This window comes from Methylobacterium sp. BI1 (assembly GCF_056680125.1).
In genome coordinates, this window is the sequence record NZ_CM155267.1 from 3,543,437 (window position 1) to 3,560,636 (window position 17,200).

The 17,200-nt window shown below is 65.8% G+C and carries 26 protein-coding genes; all 26 read right to left on the reverse strand.

Annotated features, from left to right (window positions below):
• Nucleotides 1-138 precede the first annotated feature (138 nt).
• Entirely contained in the window at nucleotides 139-741 is a 603-nt protein-coding gene (locus AC1MGR_RS16705; RefSeq protein WP_108037313.1) for an adenylate kinase, read from the reverse strand.
• Between the two features lie 113 nt (nucleotides 742-854).
• Nucleotides 855-2,192, reverse strand: coding sequence for a preprotein translocase subunit SecY (secY, locus tag AC1MGR_RS16710; RefSeq protein WP_108037315.1), 1,338 nt, complete (start codon nucleotides 2,190-2,192; stop codon nucleotides 855-857).
• 147 nt (nucleotides 2,193-2,339) lie between these two features.
• Complete coding sequence (gene rplO, locus AC1MGR_RS16715; RefSeq protein ID WP_108037317.1) at nucleotides 2,340-2,843, reverse strand: 50S ribosomal protein L15; 504 nt, start codon at nucleotides 2,841-2,843, stop codon at nucleotides 2,340-2,342.
• Nucleotides 2,844-2,854: 11 nt separating this feature from the next.
• On the reverse strand, nucleotides 2,855-3,046 hold the full coding sequence (gene rpmD / locus AC1MGR_RS16720) for a 50S ribosomal protein L30 (RefSeq protein ID WP_055949314.1): 192 nt from the start codon (nucleotides 3,044-3,046) through the stop codon (nucleotides 2,855-2,857).
• A 12-nt stretch (nucleotides 3,047-3,058) separates the two neighbouring features.
• Nucleotides 3,059-3,646, reverse strand: a complete 588-nt coding sequence (gene rpsE / locus AC1MGR_RS16725; RefSeq protein WP_055949312.1) for a 30S ribosomal protein S5 — start codon at nucleotides 3,644-3,646, stop codon at nucleotides 3,059-3,061.
• Between the two features lie 93 nt (nucleotides 3,647-3,739).
• Nucleotides 3,740-4,102 (reverse strand): 50S ribosomal protein L18, encoded by a 363-nt coding sequence (gene rplR, locus AC1MGR_RS16730; RefSeq protein WP_056171336.1) that lies wholly within the window; start codon nucleotides 4,100-4,102, stop codon nucleotides 3,740-3,742.
• Between the two features lie 12 nt (nucleotides 4,103-4,114).
• Entirely contained in the window at nucleotides 4,115-4,648 is a 534-nt protein-coding gene (gene rplF, locus AC1MGR_RS16735) for a 50S ribosomal protein L6 (protein WP_055949306.1), read from the reverse strand.
• A 24-nt stretch (nucleotides 4,649-4,672) separates the two neighbouring features.
• A complete protein-coding gene (rpsH, locus tag AC1MGR_RS16740) occupies nucleotides 4,673-5,068 on the reverse strand; it encodes a 30S ribosomal protein S8 (RefSeq protein ID WP_055881679.1) in 396 nt (131 codons plus the stop codon).
• 12 nt (nucleotides 5,069-5,080) lie between these two features.
• Nucleotides 5,081-5,386, reverse strand: coding sequence for a 30S ribosomal protein S14 (gene rpsN, locus AC1MGR_RS16745; protein ID WP_056183527.1), 306 nt, complete (start codon nucleotides 5,384-5,386; stop codon nucleotides 5,081-5,083).
• A gap of 40 nt (nucleotides 5,387-5,426) precedes the next feature.
• Nucleotides 5,427-5,993: a 50S ribosomal protein L5 gene (rplE, locus tag AC1MGR_RS16750; RefSeq protein WP_108037319.1), complete on the reverse strand. Its 567-nt coding sequence runs from the start codon at nucleotides 5,991-5,993 to the stop codon at nucleotides 5,427-5,429.
• Complete coding sequence (gene rplX / locus AC1MGR_RS16755; RefSeq protein WP_108037321.1) at nucleotides 5,986-6,300, reverse strand: 50S ribosomal protein L24; 315 nt, start codon at nucleotides 6,298-6,300, stop codon at nucleotides 5,986-5,988. The genes rplE and rplX overlap by 8 nt, the downstream gene beginning before the upstream one ends.
• The gene (gene rplN / locus AC1MGR_RS16760; RefSeq protein WP_055949294.1) at nucleotides 6,300-6,668 is read right to left on the reverse strand and encodes a 50S ribosomal protein L14; all 369 of its coding nucleotides are present in this window, start codon (nucleotides 6,666-6,668) and stop codon (nucleotides 6,300-6,302) included. Before rplN ends, rplX begins: the two co-directional genes overlap by 1 nt.
• A gap of 237 nt (nucleotides 6,669-6,905) precedes the next feature.
• Complete coding sequence (locus AC1MGR_RS16765) at nucleotides 6,906-8,282, reverse strand: AAA family ATPase (protein ID WP_480232310.1); 1,377 nt, start codon at nucleotides 8,280-8,282, stop codon at nucleotides 6,906-6,908.
• A gap of 210 nt (nucleotides 8,283-8,492) precedes the next feature.
• Nucleotides 8,493-8,753 (reverse strand): 30S ribosomal protein S17, encoded by a 261-nt coding sequence (gene rpsQ / locus AC1MGR_RS16770; RefSeq protein WP_108037324.1) that lies wholly within the window; start codon nucleotides 8,751-8,753, stop codon nucleotides 8,493-8,495.
• A gap of 10 nt (nucleotides 8,754-8,763) precedes the next feature.
• A complete protein-coding gene (gene rpmC, locus AC1MGR_RS16775) occupies nucleotides 8,764-8,979 on the reverse strand; it encodes a 50S ribosomal protein L29 (RefSeq protein WP_018044221.1) in 216 nt (71 codons plus the stop codon).
• A 13-nt stretch (nucleotides 8,980-8,992) separates the two neighbouring features.
• Entirely contained in the window at nucleotides 8,993-9,406 is a 414-nt protein-coding gene (gene rplP, locus AC1MGR_RS16780; RefSeq protein ID WP_055949287.1) for a 50S ribosomal protein L16, read from the reverse strand.
• Between the two features lie 47 nt (nucleotides 9,407-9,453).
• A complete protein-coding gene (rpsC, locus tag AC1MGR_RS16785; RefSeq protein WP_055949284.1) occupies nucleotides 9,454-10,194 on the reverse strand; it encodes a 30S ribosomal protein S3 in 741 nt (246 codons plus the stop codon).
• 10 nt (nucleotides 10,195-10,204) lie between these two features.
• Nucleotides 10,205-10,591: a 50S ribosomal protein L22 gene (rplV, locus tag AC1MGR_RS16790; RefSeq protein WP_055949281.1), complete on the reverse strand. Its 387-nt coding sequence runs from the start codon at nucleotides 10,589-10,591 to the stop codon at nucleotides 10,205-10,207.
• Nucleotides 10,592-10,593: 2 nt separating this feature from the next.
• Complete coding sequence (gene rpsS, locus AC1MGR_RS16795; RefSeq protein ID WP_055949278.1) at nucleotides 10,594-10,872, reverse strand: 30S ribosomal protein S19; 279 nt, start codon at nucleotides 10,870-10,872, stop codon at nucleotides 10,594-10,596.
• A 5-nt stretch (nucleotides 10,873-10,877) separates the two neighbouring features.
• Nucleotides 10,878-11,714 carry a 50S ribosomal protein L2 gene (gene rplB, locus AC1MGR_RS16800; protein ID WP_056219866.1) on the reverse strand — a complete coding sequence of 279 codons (837 nt, stop codon included), beginning with the start codon at nucleotides 11,712-11,714 and terminating at the stop codon, nucleotides 10,878-10,880.
• A gap of 27 nt (nucleotides 11,715-11,741) precedes the next feature.
• A complete protein-coding gene (locus AC1MGR_RS16805; RefSeq protein WP_018044227.1) occupies nucleotides 11,742-12,038 on the reverse strand; it encodes a 50S ribosomal protein L23 in 297 nt (98 codons plus the stop codon).
• Nucleotides 12,035-12,655, reverse strand: coding sequence for a 50S ribosomal protein L4 (gene rplD / locus AC1MGR_RS16810; RefSeq protein ID WP_108037326.1), 621 nt, complete (start codon nucleotides 12,653-12,655; stop codon nucleotides 12,035-12,037). The genes AC1MGR_RS16805 and rplD overlap by 4 nt, the downstream gene beginning before the upstream one ends.
• Nucleotides 12,655-13,395, reverse strand: a complete 741-nt coding sequence (rplC, locus tag AC1MGR_RS16815) for a 50S ribosomal protein L3 (RefSeq protein ID WP_108037328.1) — start codon at nucleotides 13,393-13,395, stop codon at nucleotides 12,655-12,657. The genes rplD and rplC overlap by 1 nt, the downstream gene beginning before the upstream one ends.
• Before the next feature lie 50 nt (nucleotides 13,396-13,445).
• Nucleotides 13,446-13,754 (reverse strand): 30S ribosomal protein S10, encoded by a 309-nt coding sequence (gene rpsJ / locus AC1MGR_RS16820; RefSeq protein WP_018044230.1) that lies wholly within the window; start codon nucleotides 13,752-13,754, stop codon nucleotides 13,446-13,448.
• An 89-nt stretch (nucleotides 13,755-13,843) separates the two neighbouring features.
• Entirely contained in the window at nucleotides 13,844-15,034 is a 1,191-nt protein-coding gene (gene tuf, locus AC1MGR_RS16825; RefSeq protein ID WP_055949261.1) for an elongation factor Tu, read from the reverse strand.
• A 70-nt stretch (nucleotides 15,035-15,104) separates the two neighbouring features.
• Complete coding sequence (fusA, locus tag AC1MGR_RS16830) at nucleotides 15,105-17,180, reverse strand: elongation factor G (RefSeq protein ID WP_463779999.1); 2,076 nt, start codon at nucleotides 17,178-17,180, stop codon at nucleotides 15,105-15,107.
• Between the last annotated feature and the right edge of the window lie 20 nt (nucleotides 17,181-17,200).

Below are 17,200 nucleotides of genomic sequence, written 5' to 3' on the forward strand. Positions count from 1 at the left end.
CCTCTTGGAGAGGCGATCCGGACCCACTTCCTCTGAACGAAGACCGGCCCACTAGCGCGGGCCGGGGGATGTGTCAACCCGGGCGAACCGATCCGCCCGGCGGGATTTCGGATCCGCGACCGCTCGCGGACGGGTCGGTCAGGATTCCGCCGGGGCGGTGTGACGGTCCAGGATCGACACCAGGTCCTGGGTGACCCCATCGACCGGCTTCATGCCGTCGATGGTCTGCAGGAGCCCGGTTCCCGCGTAGTAGTCGGACAGGGGCGCCGTCTGCTTGCGATAGGCGTCGAGGCGGGTCTTGAACACCTCGGGGGTATCGTCCTTGCGCACGGGCTGACCGCGGGCCGCGGTCTCCTCGGCACGCTTGGCGATCCGTCCGACCAGGGCCTCCTCGTCCACGACGAACTCGATGACGGTGTCGAGGGCGATGCCCTTCTGCGCCAGCATCGCATCGAGGGCCTTGGCCTGCTCCACCGTGCGGGGGAAGCCGTCCAGGATGAACCCCGGCTTGGCGTCCGCCTCCTCGATGCGATCGGCGACGATCCCGACCACGATGGCATCCGAGACGAGGCCGCCCGATTCCATCACGCTCTTGGCCTGCAGGCCGACCGGCGTGCCGGCGGCGACGGCCGCCCGCAGCATGTCGCCGGTGGAGAGCTGAGGAATGCCATAGCGTGCCACGATCCGCTCGGACTGCGTCCCCTTCCCCGCGCCGGGCGGCCCAAGCAGGATGATGCGCATGGTGTCGTTTCCTCAGGTCCGTTCTGCTTGGATATCCGGCGATCCTGCGCGGCGCCGGGTCTCTGAACTCTAGCAAGGGCCGGGGCGGGCTTGAAGCCCGCCGCGCGTTCCCCTCAGCGCCGGCGGGTCGCCCCGCGCAGCTTCGCCTTCTTGACGAGGCCTTCGTATTGATGGGCCATCAGGTGCCCATGGATCTGCGCCACCGTGTCCATCGTCACCGAGACCACGATGAGCAGGGAGGTGCCGCCGAAACCGATGGCGGCCGAGGAATACGATGCCAGGATCTCGGGCACCAGGCAGACAAAAGTCAGGTAGAGCGCCCCGATCAGGGTGATGCGGGTCAGGACCTTGTCGATGAAGGCCGCGGTGCGCTCGCCCGGACGGATGCCGGGGATGAAGCCGCCGTGCTTCTTCAGGTTGTCTGCCGTCTCTTCCGGGTTGAAGACCACGGCGGTGTAGAAGAAGGCGAAGAAGATGATCAGGGCCGCGTAGAGCACCATGTAGAGCGGCCGGCCATGGCCGATATAGGTGGTGATCGTCGCCAGGATGCCGGTGCCGCCGTTATTGGCCGAGAAGCTCGCCACGGTGGCAGGCAGGAGGAGCAGCGAGGAGGCGAAGATCGGCGGGATGACGCCGGCGGTGTTGAGCTTCAGCGGCAGGAACGAGGTCTGGCCCTCGTACATCCGGTTGCCGACCTGGCGCTTCGGGTAGTTGATCAGCAGCCGGCGCTGAGCCCGCTCCATGAACACGATGAAATAGACCAGGGCAACGGCGGCGACGCCCATGCCGAGGATGACGGCCGAGGAGAGCGCGCCGGTGCGGCTCAGCTCCAGGGCGCCGACGATCGCCACGGGCAGGTGGGCGACGATGCCGGCGAAGATGATGAGCGAGGATCCGTTGCCGATGCCGCGCGAGGTGATCTGCTCGCCGATCCACATCAGGAACAGCGTGCCGCCCGTCAGGGTGATGACCGTGGACAGGATGAAGAACGGCCCGGGCTCGATCGCCGCACTGGATCCCTGGAGGCCGAAGGCGATGCCCCAGGACTGCACCAGCGCCAGCACCACCGTGAGGTAGCGGGTGTACTGGTTGATGACCTTGCGGCCCGACTCGCCCTCCTTCTTCAGCGCCTCGAGGCTCGGGATCACCGAGGTGAGGAGCTGGATGATGATCGAGGCCGAGATGTACGGCATGATGTTGAGCGCGAAGATCGCCATGCGCTCGACGGCACCGCCGGAGAACATGTTGAACAGCCCGAGCACGCCGCCCGACTGCTGCTGGAAGTTCCGTGCGAACTGCTCCGGGTCGATGCCGGGGATCGGGATGTAGGTTCCGAGCCGAAACACGATGAGCGCACCCAGCGTGAACCAGATGCGCTTCTTGAGCTCGTCGGCCTTGGCGATGGCCCCGAAATTGAGGTTCGCGGCAAGCTGCTCGGCGGCTGAGGCCATGACACCGGTTCCTGGAAATGGGTCATACGAGACTGGGTCGTCTTCTCTCGAAAGACGATGACGGTCCCTGATAAAACGGGAACGGCGGCCACGCGCGAGGTCGCACGGGCCGCCGCTCAGAGCTTCGACTTAAAGTCAGACTCGAGGCTACGCAACCACGCGGGCAGGCTTGCCGCGGGTCGACACGCCGTCGCCGTAGGTCACGCTGACCGAGCCGCCGGCCTTCTCGACACCCTCGATCGCCGACTTCGACGCGCGGGTGACCTCGAAGGTCAGCTTGGTGGTGAGCTCACCCACACCGAGGAGCTTCACGCCGTCACGGGCGCGGGCGCAGATGCCAGCGGCGATCAGCGTCTCGACGGTGACGGTGGCGCCCGCCTCGATGCGGCCGGCGTCGACAGCCTGCTGGACGCGACCGAGGTTCACCTCGTTCAGATCCGTGGAATACAGGTTGTTGAAGCCGCGCTTCGGAAGGCGACGATGCAGCGGCATCTGGCCGCCCTCGAAGCCCTTGATGGAGACGCCGGTGCGGGCCTTCTGACCCTTCACGCCGCGTCCCGCGGTCTTGCCCTTGCCGGAGCCGATGCCCCGTCCGACGCGCATCCGGTTCTTGGTGGCGCCGTCGTTGTCGCGGAGTTCGTTCAGTTTCATGATGCCCTCCCTCAGGCCGCGTCGCCAAGGACGCGCACGAGGTGCTGCACCTTGCGGATCATGCCGCGCACGGAGGGGGTATCCTCCAGCTCGGACACCCGGTGCAGCTTGTTGAGCTTGAGGCCGATCAGCGTCGCGCGCTGGTCGCCTTCGCGGCGGATCGGCGAACCGATCTGCTCGATGCGGAGAGTCTTCTGTGCCATTGGACCCTCCCCTTACGCGACGGCGGCTTCGGACATGTCGGACGGATCGGCATCGCGGCGACGGGCCTGGAGGGCCGACACCTTGAGACCGCGACGGGCCGCGACCGAGCGCGGGCTGTCCTCGTTCTTGAGCGCCTCGAAGGTGGCGCGCACGAGGTTGTAGGGGTTCGAGGAGCCGAGGCTCTTCGCCACAACGTCCTGCATGCCCAGCGTCTCGAAGACGGCGCGCATCGGGCCGCCGGCGATGATGCCGGTACCCTGCGGGGCGGCGCGGAGGATGACCTTGCCGGCGCCGTGACGACCGTAGACGTCGTGGTGCAGGGTGCGGCCCTCGCGGAGCGCCACGCGGACGAGGCCGCGCTTGGCGGCTTCCGTCGCCTTGCGGATCGCCTCGGGAACTTCGCGGGCCTTGCCGTGACCGAAGCCGACGCGGCCCTTCTGGTCGCCGACGACGACGAGAGCGGCGAAGCCGAAGCGACGGCCGCCCTTCACCACCTTGGCGACGCGGTTGATGTGGACGAGCTTGTCCACGAACTCGCTGTCGCGCTCCTCGCGCTCATCGCGGCGGCCGCGGCCACCGCCTTCACGTTCACGTGCCATACTGAATATCCATCTCACTGACGCGGGTGGCGGACCCGCTCGCTTGAATCGTCCGGACGGGAGAGCGGCATGGGCCGCCCTCCTCCGCCAATCTTAGAACTCGAGGCCACCCTCACGGGCGGCGTCGGCGAGCGCCTTGACGCGCCCGTGATAGAGGTAGCCCGAGCGATCGAAGATCACCTGGGTGACGCCCGCGGCCTTGGCGCGCTCGGCGACGAGCTTGCCGACGGCCTGGGCGGCCGAGACGTCGGCACCGGTCTTGAGGCCGGTGCGCAGATCCTTGTCGAGGCTCGAGGCCGCAGCGAGGGTCTTGCCCGCCGCGTCGTCGATGACCTGAACGTAGATCTGCTTCGAGGAACGGAACACCGAGAGCCGGGGCCGTCCATTGGCCGCCGCCCGCAGCGCGCGGCGCACACGCGCCTTGCGGCGGTCGAGTGCATCGATTTTGCGTGACATGTTCGGCGGCCCTTACTTCTTCTTGCCTTCCTTGCGGAAGATGAACTCGCCCGCGTACTTCACGCCCTTGCCCTTGTAGGGCTCGGGACCGCGATAGTCGCGGATCTCGGCGGCCACCTGGCCGACCACCTGCCGGTCGATGCCGGAGATGACGATCTCGGTAGGCTTCGGCACCGCGATCGTGATCCCCGCGGGGATCTCGTACTCGATGTCGTGGCTGTAGCCGAGCGAGAGCTTCAGAGCCTTGCCGGCCATCGCGGCGCGGTAACCCACGCCGGTGATCTCGAGCTTCTTCTCGAAGCCCTTGGAGACGCCCTCGACGAGGTTCGCCACCTGAGCGCGGGAGGTGCCCCAGAGCGAGCGGGCCTCCTTGGTCTGGTTCTTGGGCTGCACCGAGACGGCACCGTCCTCGAACTTCACGTCGACCACGTTGGGGACGACGTACTGGAGCTCGCCCTTGGAGCCCTTCATCTTCACCGTTTGACCGGTCACCGTGGCCGTCACGCCGGACGGGACGGGAACGGGCTTCTTGCCTACGCGAGACATCGCCTTATTCCTCCAAGTCCGAGATCAGAACACCTTGCAGAGCACTTCGCCGCCGACGTTGCGCTCGCGCGCCTCGTGGTCGGCCATGACGCCCTGCGGGGTGGACACGATGGTGACGCCGAGACCGTCGGCGACGCGCGGCAGCTCGCCGACCGACGAGTAGACGCGGCGGCCGGGCTTCGACACGCGCTGGATCGAGCGGATGACGGGCTGGCCGTCGTAGTACTTCAGCTCGATCGCGAACTCGGTGCGGCCGTTGCCGTAATCCGTGGTCGCGTAGTCGCGGATGTAGCCCTCGGACTTGAGGACGTCGAGAACGCTGGCGCGCAGGCGGGAGCCGGGCGTCTGGACGACGTTGCGGCGGCGCTGCTGACCGTTGCGGATGCGGGTGAGCATATCACCCACGGGATCGTTGACCATGGTGGTTGCTCCTTACCAGCTCGACTTGACGAGACCGGGGATCAGACCCTGGTTGCCGAGTTCGCGCAGCGCGATGCGCGAGATGCCCATCTTGCGATAGAAGGCGCGCGGACGGCCGGTCATGCCGCAGCGGTTGCGGATGCGGGTGGGGGACGAGTTGCGGGGCAGTTCCGCGAGCTTGAGGCGCGCCTCGAAGCGTTCCTCCATCTCGAGGGACTCGTCATTCGCCGTGGCAAGCAGCGCCTTGCGCTTGGGAGCGTAGAGCTTCACCAGCGCTTCGCGGTGCTTGTTCTTCTCGATCGAGCTTTTCTTTGCCATTTCTCTCTCCGGTGTCCGCGTCTGAGACCCTAGCGGGGGCTCACTGCCGGAACGGGAATCGGAACTGCGTGAGGAGCGCGCGCGCCTCAGCATCGGTGCGGGCCGTCGTCTGGATGACGATGTCCATGCCCCAGGTGGCCTCGGCCTTGTCGTACGAGATCTCCGGGAACACGAGGTGCTCCTTCAGGCCCAGCGCGTAGTTGCCGTTGCCGTCGAAGGAACGCGGGTTCAGGCCACGGAAATCGCGGACGCGCGGGAGCGCGATCGTGATCAGGCGGTCCATGAACTCGTACATGCGCTGCTTGCGCAGGGTGACCTTGCAGCCGATCGGCATGCCCTCGCGGACCTTGAAGGTCGCGATGGCCTTGCGGGCCTTGGTGATGACAGGCTTCTGGCCGGCGATCAGCGCCAGGTCGCCGGCGGCGACGGAGGCCTTCTTCGAATCGGCGGTCGACTCGCCAACGCCCATGTTGATCACGATCTTCTCGATGACCGGAACCTGCATGGGGTTCTTGTAGCCGAACTCTTCGATCAGCTTCTGGCGCACCACTTCATCGTAGTGCTTGCGCAGGCGCGGGACGTAGTTGTCCTTGTTTGCCTCAGCCATCGATCTGGTCCCCCGTGGTCTTGGCGAAGCGGACCTTGCGGCCGTCATCGAGGACGCGGAAACCCACGCGCGTCGGCTTGCCGTTCGCGTCCTGCAACGCGAGATTCGAAAGGTGAATCGCAGCTTCCTTGGAGACGATGCCGCCTTCCTGGTTCTGCGTCTGCTTCTGGTGCTTCTTCACGAGGTTGATGCCGCGGACGAACGCGCGATCTTCCTTGGGGAGCACCTGGATGACCTCGCCGGAGCGACCCTTGTCACGACCGGTAAGGACGACGACCTTGTCGCCTTTCTTGACCTTGGCGGCCATCACAGCACCTCCGGCGCGAGCGAGATGATCTTCATGTGGTTGCGGGCGCGCAGCTCACGGGGCACCGGTCCGAAGATACGGGTCCCGATCGGCTCCTTCTGATTGTTGATCAGAACCGCCGCGTTCTTGTCGAAGCGGATCACCGAACCGTCGGGACGCTTCACTTCCTTCGCGGTGCGCACGACGACCGCCTTCATGACGTCGCCCTTCTTCACGCGACCACGGGGAATCGCTTCCTTGACCGAGACCACGATGATGTCGCCGACACCGGCGTATTTACGCTTCGACCCGCCCAGAACCTTGATGCACATCACGCGGCGCGCACCAGAGTTGTCGGCGACGTCCAGATTCGTCTGCATCTGGATCACGGGCAGTGACCTTTCCTTGTTTCAGGCGGGTTTCCGCACGCGGACGGTATTGTCCGGCGGACGACGCCTGATGGGGATCTGATGTCCCCGGCTCATGTAAAGCACCGCGCAATCGGTGTTTGACACACCGGCGCGGCCGCCGCGTACGAAGGGTGCGAACACCCTTCTCAAATGTCGCGAAGGCACGCCGGATACACCACGGCGTGGATCGGCGCAAGGGTCAATTCGGATCCGCGATCAGAGATCGGCGCTCCGTCCGCCCGATACCGCCATGCGCAGCTCCGGACGGCGCGAAGGGGTGTCCGCAAGCTCGACGACGCGACGCGCGATGCGGATCTGGCTGTCGGTCGCCTCGCCGAGGACGACCGCGACGCTGCGGCGGCTGACCCGGTTTTCCCTCTCGTTCATGAGGGCCGCCAGGGCGAGCCTGCGGACCATCTCCTTCAGATAGGCCGCGGTCGCACCCTCGGTTCCCGACACCATTTCCGGAACGGCGCCAGGCTCGAAAACCAGGGACGCGCCGAACTGGGCGACCAGGCGGGCGCGGCACTGGGCATCCGGAAACGGGAGCTCGATCGCCTCGTCGACCCGGCCCAATTTCGGAAGCGAGGACCGGTCGAGCGCCCGCGGATGGGTCGCCGTGAGCAGGAACAGGATATCTGCGTCGGCACCGAGGCGATCCATCTCGGTGAACAGGTGGCTAAGCCTGTCCTGGCCCACCGAGCCGCCGGTATCTTCGCCTCCTCGACCGATCTGATCGACGTCATCGAGGATCACCAGACTGGGCTGAAACGCCTGGGCGAGCCGCAGCGAGGCGGCCAGGCTACCCGTCCGATCCGGCGTGACCAGCACGGTGGTCCGGCCAGGCAAGTTCGCGGCGATGTACCGGGTGATGTGGGTCTTTCCGTTCCCCTGAGCCCCGTAGAGAAGCAGACTTCGGCACGTCGATTGGCCGAGCGCCCTAAGATCTTCCCGATGGCGATCGAAGGCGAAGACGTGCCGATCGATGCGCGCCATCGTCGGTTCGTCGAGGATCACCTCCGTCCGCCCTACCGGTGGCGGCCGGTGGACCCGCATCATCGGCTGCGTGGTCGTCTCGAAGGGAGGATCGAGGGAGATGACCTTCCCGCGATAGCGCACCGAGCGCAGGGCGGCGTCCTGGATCGCGCTCAGGAACTGGTCCGTGAATCGGGCCGAGGCGGCGTGGGGCAGGGTCGCAACCTCGATCTGGACGATCGGTCCATCCGATGACCGGGAGAGCAGGACCGCCACCGGCCGGTCCGAGACCCGGAACAGCCAGAGGGCGTTGTTCAGAGCTGGGAAGGGCTCTGTGTCGCCGAGGTCGAGATGGTGGAACTGCAGGGGAGTGATCCCGACCGGCTGGGCCCCGCATCGGACCAGGAGGGTCGAGATCGTGAGGGCGCTGCGCCGGTCGGGCTGATGAAGGCCCGTCCGAACGACATTGAGCCGCGAAAGCATTTCGAGGGCCGCCGTCTGGATGTCCGGCAGCAAGTGCTGACAGTAGGTGCGCTGAGCACTGACGATCCCGTCAATCTCACGCGCACCGAAGAATGCGACGAGAATTCCGCAGGCGCTGTTCAGGCTGTCAGCCACGCGACCGTCCCCGCCATCTCGCATCAAGGCACGCGAGGAACGCCGGAGCACGGCGGATCCTCAAAGACCTTGTCGAACGAGATCCGGAATCTGATACCGCCGACGCGAAAAGATCTGCGGCCGACGGGTGGAACCGGCGCATCGAGACGGAACGGGCACAAAAAAACGGGCGCAGAACCCTGCGCCCGTCTCATCGACCGTGCATGACGATCAAGCTTCGGCGGAGACCGTTTCCGCGCTGGTGCCCTCGACGAGCTTCCAGGTCTTGGTCTTGGAGAACGGACGGCACTCCTCGATCGACACGGTCTGACCGACCTTGGCGACGTTGGCCTCGTCATGGGCGTGGTAGTTCTTCGAACGACGGACGGTCTTCTTCATCACCGGATGGGTGAAGCGACGCTCCACCTTCACGACGATGGTCTTCTCGCCCTTGTCGCTGACGACGACGCCCTGCAATACGCGCTTCGGCATGATGTACTCCTCAGGCCTGCGCCGACTTCAGCGTCTTCTGACGCTGGAGCGTGCGAACGCGGGCGATATCGCGGCGGACTTCGCGGACGCGCGCGACGTTCTCGAGCTGGCCGGTGGCGCCCTGGAAGCGCAGGTTGAACTGCTCCTTCTTCAGGTTCAGCAGCTCATCGTTCAGCTGATCGGGCGACAGGGCGGCCAGATCCGACTGTCTCTGCGACGACTTCATGATCCCCTCCCTCTCAATCAGCGATGCGCTGAACGACGCGCGTGCGGATCGGGAGCTTCGCCGCGCCGAGGCGCAGGGCCTCTTTCGCAACGTCCTCGGCCACGCCGTCGACTTCGAACATGATACGTCCGGGATGCACGCGGGCAGCCCAGAACTCGGGTGCACCCTTGCCGGAGCCCATGCGGACTTCGGTGGGCTTGGCCGTGACCGGGACATCCGGGAAGATCCGGATCCAGACGCGGCCCTGGCGCTTCATCTCGCGGGTGATCGCGCGGCGGGCCGCCTCGATCTGGCGCGCGGTGATGCGCTCGGGCTCGACGGCCTTCAGGCCGAAGGTCCCGAAGTTGAGGTCGAAGCCGCCCTTGGCCGCACCGTGGATGCGACCCTTGAACTGCTTACGGAACCTGGTCTTCTTGGGTTGCAACATGGCAGCCTCTCAACACCTTTCTGGGTGACGGGGTCACGAACACGCCTTCAGGCGTGTTCGCGCCGGCCGCGCTCGCGGCCACCCTCACCATCGCGCTCGCGACGGCCGCCCGAACGGCCACCCTCTTCCTGCGCCTTCTTGTCCTGTGCCATCGGGTCGTGCTCGAGGATCTCGCCCTTGAACACCCACACCTTGATGCCGCACGTCCCGTAGGTCGTGAAGGCGGTGGCGACGCCGTAATCGACGTCGGCGCGGAGGGTATGCAGGGGCACGCGGCCCTCGCGGTACCATTCCTGGCGGGCGATCTCGGCGCCACCGAGACGGCCCGAGCAGTTGATGCGGATGCCCTCGGCACCGAGACGCATCGCCGACTGGACGGCGCGCTTCATGGCGCGACGGAAGGCGACGCGGCGCTCGAGCTGCTGGGCGATCGAATCGGCCACCAGGGTGGCGTCGATCTCGGGCTTGCGCACCTCGACGATGTTGATCGTCACGTCGGCCTTGGTCAGCGTACCGACCAACTTGCGCAGCTTCTCGATGTCCGCGCCCTTCTTGCCGATGACCACGCCCGGGCGACCCGAGTGAATGGTGACACGGCACTTCCGGTGCGGACGCTCGATGACGATCTTCGAGACGGCAGCCTGCTTGAGCTGCTTCATGAGGGCGGCGCGGATCGCGACGTCCTCGTGCATGAGCTTGGCGTATTCACCCTTCTGGGCGAACCAGCGGGAGTCCCAGGTCCGGTTGATACCGAGCCGCAGACCGATCGGATTGACTTTCTGGCCCATCAGGTCCTCCTCACGCCGCTTCGGCGGTCGGGACTTCGCGCACCACGATGGTGAGGTTCGCGAAGGGCTTCAGGATACGGGCGCCGCGGCCACGCGCACGGGCGTGGAACCGCTTCAGCACGAGCGCCTTGCCGACGAAAGCCTGGGAGACGACGAGGTCGTCGACGTCCAGGTTGTGGTTGTTTTCGGCATTGGCGATGGCGCTCTCGAGGCACTTCTTGACCTCGCGGGCGATCCGCTTGCGGGAGAATTCGAGATCGGCCAGCGCCGAGTCGACCTTCTTGCCGCGGATGAGCTGCGCGACGAGATTGAGCTTCTGCGGGCTGACGCGCAGCATGCGCGCGACGGCCTGAGCCTCGTTCTCGGGGAGCGCGCGGGGAGTGGCGGGCTTGCCCATGATCAGCGCCTCTTCGACTTCTTGTCGGCTGCGTGACCGTGGAAGGTGCGGGTCGGCGAGAACTCGCCGAACTTGTGGCCGACCATTTCCTCGGAGACGTAGACCGGGATGTGCTTCTGCCCGTTGTGCACACCGAAGGTGAGGCCAACGAACTGCGGCAGGATCGTGGAGCGGCGGCTCCAGATCTTGATGACTTCGTTACGGCTGGAACCGCGAGCGGCTTCAGCCTTCTTGAGGAGGTAGCCGTCGATGAACGGCCCCTTCCAGAGCGAGCGTGCCATGGGCGTTACTTCTTACGGTTATGACGGCTGGACAGGATGAAGACGTCGGTCCGCTTGTTCGAGCGGGTCTTCTTCCCCTTCGTGGGAACGCCCCAGGGCGTGACCGGGTTACGGCCGCCGGAGGTCCGTCCCTCGCCGCCGCCGTGCGGGTGGTCGACCGGGTTCATGGCAACGCCGCGAACGTGCGGGCGCTTGCCGAGCCAGCGATTGCGGCCGGCCTTGCCGAGCGAGATGTTCATGTGGTCCGGGTTCGACACCGCGCCGACGCTGGCGAAGCACTGGCCGTGGACCAGACGCTGCTCACCCGAGTTCAGGCGGAGCGTCACGTAGCCCTGATCGCGGCCGACGATCTGGGCATAGTTGCCGGCGGAGCGGGCGATCGCGCCGCCCTTGCCGATCTTGAGCTCGACGTTGTGGACGATCGTGCCCACTGGCATGTTGCCGACCGGACCGGCATTGCCGGGCTTGATGTCGACCTGCTCGGCCGCCACCACCTTGTCGCCGGGCGACAGGCGCTGCGGAGCCAGGATGTAGCTCTGTGTGCCGTCGGGGAAGGCGATCAGGGCAATGAACGCGGTGCGGTTCGGATCGTACTCGATCCGCTCGACCGTGGCGGACACGCCCATCTGCTCGCGACGCTTGAAGTCCACGTTGCGGAGCGTGCGCTTGTGACCGCCGCCCCGGAAGCGGACCGTGATGCGGCCGAGGTTGTTGCGGCCGCCGGACGACGACTTGCCCTCGGTGAGCTTCTTGACCGGCTTGCCCTTGTAGAGCTCACGGCGGTCGACGAGCACGAGCTGGCGAAGGCTCGGCGTGACCGGTTTGAATGTCTTCAAGGCCATCGGTGGTAATCCTTAACCCGACTTGTCTCAGAGGCCGGTCGTGACGTCGATCGTCTCACCCTCGGCGAGGGTCACGATCGCTTTCTTCACGTCCGAGCGCTGTCCGCGAAGCCCGCGGAAGATCTTCTTCTTGCCCTTGGTGACGAGCGTGTTCACGCCCGTGACCTTGACGTCGAACAGTTTCTCAACCGCTTCCTTGATCTGCGGCTTGGTCGCCTTCGGGGAAACCCGGAACACGACCTTGTTCTGCTCGGTGAGATTCGTCGCCTTCTCGGTGATGACCGGGGAGACGATGATGTCGTAGTGGCGCGGATCGGCACTCATTGGAAACGCGCCTCCAGCGCATCGATCGCTGCGCGGGTCAGCACGAGCTTCTCGCGACGCAGGATGTCGTACACGTTGATGCCCTGGATCGGCAGCACGTCGATCTGCGGGATGTTGCGGGCGGCGCGCGCGAAGTTCACGTCCACCTCGGCACCGCCGATGATCAGGGCGCTGGACAGGCCCATCTTCTCGAAACGCTCCACGAGCGTCTTGGTCTTGCCCTCGGCGAGCTTCACGTCATCGACGATGATGAGGGTCGAATCCTTCACCTTCGCGGACAGGGCGTGCTTCAGGGCGAGCGCACGCACCTTCTTCGGCAAGTCGTGGGCATGGCTGCGCACGACTGGCCCGAAGGCGCGTCCACCGCCGCGGAACTGCGGTGCGGAGGCGGCGCCGTGACGGGCGTTACCAGTGCCCTTCTGCTTGTACAACTTCTTGCGCGTCCGGTTCACGTCCGAACGGTTCTTGACCGCATGGGTGCCGGCCTGGCGCTTGGCGAGCTGCCAGCGGACCATGCGCTGGAGCAGGTCAGCGCGGGGCTCGAGACCGAAGATGGTCTCGTCCAGGTCGACGGAACCGGCACCGGCGCCGTCGAGCGTGGTGATATCGAGCTTCATCACGCGTTCTCCTCGGAAGCGGGAGCCTCGGGAGCCGGCGCTTCGGTGGCAGCGGCGGAGGCGCCCTGCTCACGGAACTTGCCAGGCTGCGGAACGTCCGCGGGGAGCTTGCGCTTCACCGCGTCGCGGATCTGGATCCAGCCGCCGGCGACGCCGGGGACGGCGCCTTCGACGAGGATGAGGCCGCGCTCAGGATCCGTGCGCACGACGCGCAGGTTCTGGGTCGTGACCCGATCGACGCCCATGTGACCGGGCATCTTCTTGTTCTTGAAGGTCTTGCCCGGATCCTGACGGCCACCGGTCGAACCGATCGAACGGTGCGAGATGGACACGCCGTGGGTGGCGCGCAAGCCGCCGAAGTTCCAGCGCTTCATGCCGCCGGCGAACCCCTTACCCGTGGTGGTGCCCGTCACGTCGACGAACTGGCCCGGGATGAAGTGATCGGCGGTGATCTCGGCGCCGACCGGGATCAGCTTGTCCTCGGACACGCGGAACTCGGCGAGCTTCTGCTTGGGCTCGACCTTGGCGACTGCGAACCGGCCGCGCTCGGCAGCCGACACGTTCTTCACCTTGGCCTTGCCGACGCCGACCTGAAGGGCGACGTAGCCGTTCTTTTCGACGGTACGGTGGGCAACCACCTGGCATTGATCGATTTTAAGCACGGTGACGGGGACATGTTCGCCTGCATCCGTAAAGATGCGGGTCATGCCGACCTTCTGTGCGATGACGCCTGAGCGCATAGGTGTCTCCCTCGCGCGATTCTACGGTAAGCTCTAAATCCCCGCGGGACTTAGAGCTTGATCTCCACGTCCACGCCGGCGGCGAGGTCGAGCTTCATCAGCGCGTCCACGGTCTGGGGCGTCGGATCGACGATATCGAGGACGCGCTTGTGGGTGCGCATCTCGAACTGCTCGCGCGACTTCTTGTCGATGTGCGGCGAGCGGTTGACGGTGAACTTCTCGATATGCGTCGGCAGCGGGATCGGGCCACGGATGGTGGCGCCGGTGCGCTTGGCCGTCGAGACGATCTCGCGGGTCGACGCATCGAGGATGCGATGGTCGAACGCCTTGAGGCGGATACGAATATTCTGACCGTTCATGACCTGAAACCTTGGCGGGGCGGTGGGGGGCGGGCGCGAGGACCCGCCCCTCAATCGTTCCCTGCAGACGTGACCGTTAGGACGGACGATTACTCGTTGATGGCGGCGACGACGCCGGCGCCGACGGTGCGTCCGCCTTCACGGATGGCGAAGCGCAGCTTCTCTTCCATGGCCACCGGCACGATCAGGGTGACGTCCATGGTGACGCTGTCGCCAGGCATCACCATCTCGGTGCCCTCGGGCAGCACGCACACGCCGGTCACGTCCGTGGTGCGGAAGTAGAACTGCGGGCGGTAGTTGGTGAAGAACGGCGTGTGGCGGCCGCCCTCCTCCTTGGTCAGGATGTAGGCCTCGGCCTTGAACTTGGTGTGGGGCTTGACCGAGCCGGGCTTGCACACGACCTGGCCGCGCTCCACGTCCTCGCGCTTGGTGCCGCGCAGCAGCACGCCGACGTTGTCGCCCGCCTGGCCCTGGTCGAGCAGCTTGCGGAACATCTCGACGCCCGTGACCGTCGTGGTCTGGGTGTCGCGGATGCCCACGATCTCCACCGTCTCGCCGACCTTGACGATGCCGCGCTCCACGCGACCCGTCACCACCGTGCCGCGGCCCGAGATCGAGAACACGTCCTCGATGGGCATCAGGAACGGCTTGTCGATCGGACGCTCCGGCTGCGGGATGTAGGCATCCACGCTCGCCATCAGCGCCAGCACGGCGTCGTGGCCGATCGCCTTGTCGCCGTTGTCCAGCGCCACCTTGGCCGAGCCCTTGGTGATCGGGATGTCGTCGCCGGGGAAGTCGTACTTCGAGAGAAGCTCGCGCACCTCCATCTCGACGAGCTCGAGGAGCTCGGCGTCGTCGACCAGGTCGACCTTGTTGAGGAACACCACCAGCGCCGGCACGCCGACCTGACGGGCCAGCAGGATGTGCTCGCGGGTCTGCGGCATCGGGCCGTCGGCCGCCGACACCACCAGGATCGCGCCGTCCATCTGCGCCGCGCCCGTGATCATGTTCTTCACGTAGTCGGCGTGGCCCGGGCAATCCACGTGCGCGTAGTGCCGGTTCGTGGTCTCGTACTCCACGTGCGCCGTCGAGATCGTGATCCCGCGCGCCTTCTCCTCCGGCGCCTTGTCGATCTGGTCGTAGGCCGTGAACGTCGCACCGCCCGTCTCGGCCAGAACCTTCGTGATCGCCGCCGTCAACGACGTCTTGCCGTGATCCACGTGACCGATCGTGCCAATGTTGCAGTGCGGCTTCGTACGCGCGAATTTCTCTTTGGCCATGATAGCCTCCGTCTGTTCTGATGTTGCGTCTGAAGGGGTGCGGGAGGCGCCCCGGGGGGGCGCCGCCGGCTTAGGCGTACTTGGCGACGACCTTCTCGGCCTCGCCGCGCGGCACCTCTTCGTAATGGTCGAACTGCATCGTGAAGTTGGCGCGGCCCTGGGAGAAGGACCGGAGCTGGTTCACGTAGCCGAACATGTTGGCCAGCGGCACCATCGCGTTGATGACGTTCGCATTGCCGCGCATGTCCTGGCCCTGGATCTGGCCACGGCGGGAGTTGAGATCGCCGATCACCGAACCGGTATATTCTTCCGGCGAGACGACCTCGACCTTCATCACCGGCTCGAGCAGCACCGAGCCGCCCTTCTGGAGGGCCTCACGGAGCGCTGCCCGCGAGGCGATCTCGAAGGCGAGGGCCGACGAGTCGACGTCGTGGTAGGCGCCGTCCACGAGCTCGACGCGGATGTCCACGACGGGGAAGCCCGCCAGGATACCGGCGCCCAGCACCGAGTTGAGGCCCTTCTCGACGCCCGGGATGTACTCCTTGGGCACCGCGCCGCCGATGATCTTCGAGGCGAACTCGAAGCCCTTGCCCGGCTCGTTCGGCTCGACGACGAACTTCACCCGGGCGAACTGACCGGTACCACCGGTCTGCTTCTTGTGGGTGTAATCGATCTCCGTGCGCTTCGTGAGCTTCTCACGATACGCCACCTGCGGCTGGCCGATATTCGCGTCGACTTTGTAGGTCCGGCGCAGGATGTCGACCTTGATGTCCAGGTGGAGCTCGCCCATCCCCTTGAGGATGGTCTGGCCCGACTCCTGGTCGGTGGAGACGCGGAAGGACGGATCCTCGGCCGCGAGCTTCGAGAGCGCGATGCCGAGCTTCTCCTGATCGGCCTTCGACTTCGGCTCGACGGCGATCTCGATGACGGGTTCAGGGAACTCCATCTTCTCGAGGATCACGGCCTTGACCGGGTCGCACAGGGTGTCGCCGGTACGGGTGTCCTTGAGGCCGGCCAGAGCGACGATGTCGCCGGCATAGGCTTCCTTGACGTCCTCGCGGTTGTTGGCGTGCATCAGGAGCATGCGACCGACACGCTCCTTCTTGTCTCGGGTCGAATTGATGACGTTGGCGCCCGAGTCGATCTTGCCCGAGTAGACGCGGCAGAAGGTGATCGTGCCGACGTGCGGATCGTCCATGATCTTGAAGGCGAGCATGGAGAAGGGATCCGAATCCGTCGGGTGACGGACGGTCTCTTCCTCGGTCTTGAAGTCGATACCCTTGATCTCGCCGCGGTCGGCGGGAGACGGCAGGTAGTCGACGACGGCGTCGAGCAGGGGCTGCACGCCCTTGTTCTTGAAGGCCGAGCCGCAGAGCACGGGATGGAAGGCGCGGCGCTGGACGGCCGTACGGACGAGGCGGTGCATCGTCTCCTGATCCGGCTCGACGCCGTCCAGGTACGCGGCCATCGCGTCGTCATCCATCTCCACGCAGGCCTCGACGAGCTTGACGCGGTATTCGGCGGCCTGGTCGGCGAGATCGGCCGGGATCTCGGTCTCCGAGAAGTCGGCGCCGAGTTGCTCGGACGTCCAGACGACGGCCTTCATCTTGATCAGGTCGATCACACCCTTGAAGGTGTTCTCGGCGCCGATCGGCAGCTGCAGGCACACGGGCTTGCCGGCGACGCGGTCGATGATGTCGGCGACGCACTTGAAGAAGTCGGCGCCGATCTTGTCCATCTTGTTGACGAACACGACGCGCGGAACGTCGTACTTGTCGGCCTGACGCCAGACCGTCTCGGTCTGAGGCTCGACGCCCTGGTTGCCGTCGAGCACGCAGACGGCTCCGTCGAGCACGCGGAGCGAACGCTCCACCTCGATGGTGAAGTCCACGTGGCCGGGGGTGTCGATGATGTTCAGGCGCTTGTCGCGCCAGAAGCAGGTGGTGGCAGCCGAGGTGATCGTGATGCCACGCTCCTGCTCCTGCTCCATCCAGTCCATGGTCGCGGCGCCGTCATGGACTTCGCCGATCTTATGGGACTTGCCGGTGTAGTACAGGATCCGCTCGGTGGTCGTGGTCTTGCCGGCATCAATGTGAGCCATGATGCCGAAGTTGCGGTAGTCCTCGATCGCGTGCGTGCGGGGCATCGGATTGCTCCTGAAAGGGT